Origin of the sequence: Microcoleus harperi Pol14_C6, from assembly GCF_036701295.1 — a bacterium.
In the GTDB taxonomy this organism is placed as follows: domain Bacteria; phylum Cyanobacteriota; class Cyanobacteriia; order Cyanobacteriales; family Microcoleaceae; genus Microcoleus.
Map to the genome: position 1 here is coordinate 1 of NZ_JAUBQN010000111.1, position 1,304 is coordinate 1,304.

Sequence of the window (1,304 nt, forward strand, 5' to 3'; positions counted from 1 at the left end):
TTTATAATCTCGATCGGCACGCGAGAAAGTGCGGAGGCTGGTACTGATATTTTTCAGCCTGTCACAGGCCGCAGACATGGAATCCATTATCTTAGGTAAGTCTTCTAGGGTATATTCCAAATCGATTTCTTCGGCATGGTCGATAATTTGCTCGCTCTGGTTGGGGAAAGTTTCTTGATAGAGTTGCAAGTGTTCGACCACTTCGGCAATCGTAGGTTTAGTTTCTTGGAGACTGGCAGCAATAAAGCCCAGGGGGTTATTCATTTCATGCGCCACACCCGCTACTAAATTACCTAAAGCCGACATTTTTTCACTTTGGACGATTTGTAATTGGGCGTTTTGCAAGTGGTCTAATGCTTGTTGTAATTCCACTGATTTTTGCTCGAAGCCAAGTTCTGCAATTTTGCGATCGCTAATATCCATCATCACGCCATCCCAGACGATCGAGCCGTCGGCTTGCCGTTCCGGTCGTGATGCCGCCTGCACCCATTTGACAGTGCCAGAGGTCGTAATAATGCGCCATTCCTGTTCAAAAGGGGTGAGAGTTTCGGCAGAATGGATGAATGCCTCAGTGAGAGCTGGGCTATCCTCTGGATGCTCCAGCATCCGAAAATCTGTGATGCCTGCCAAGAAATCTTGGGGTGACACTTCATATAGAGCGGCGCAGCCTGGACTAACGTAGGGAATTGAAACAGAACCATCAGGAGCCAGGCAAATCTGATAAATTATGCCAGGAAGATTATCCACTAGCTTTTGAAAGCGGGCTTTGCTGGCACGCAGTTCTACTAGCATTTGTTGGGCTTGTTCGTAAAGTCGAGCATTTTCCAGGGAAATTGCGGCTTGAGCGCAAAGTAGATTCAGGAGTTCGACGCGATCGCTCGTAAATGCCCCTATTGCTAAACTATTTTCCAGATATAAAATGCCCATCAACTTGCCTTGATGCAAAATCGGACTGCACAAGATACTCTTGGGCTGTTGACGCATGATATACGGATCGTTGGCTAAAGTAGGATCTGCTGTCGCATTCACCAGCACAACAGCCTGATTGTTGTGCTTAACTTTGTAAATTAGCTTTAGGGGAATTTCCTGACTTTCCTCAACCGGAATCCTCTGCAACACAACTGGGTTTCTTCCCTTGGTAATTGAGCCTTTAATTACCAAGCGATCGTCTCGTAGCAGTGTTAATACGCATTTATCTGCCCCGGCATTTTCGATGACAATGGAAAGCAACGATGAAAGCAGTTTGGACAGTTCGATTTCGCTGGAGATAGCTTGGGAAGCTTTGAGAATGGCAGCTAAATCTA

General features: G+C 46.3%; 1 protein-coding gene. It reads right to left on the reverse strand.

The window, feature by feature from the left end; genetic code table 11:
* The coding region (locus tag QUA27_RS27200; protein WP_333072155.1) for a GAF domain-containing sensor histidine kinase at window positions 1-1,304 on the reverse strand (1,304 nt) is incomplete at both ends.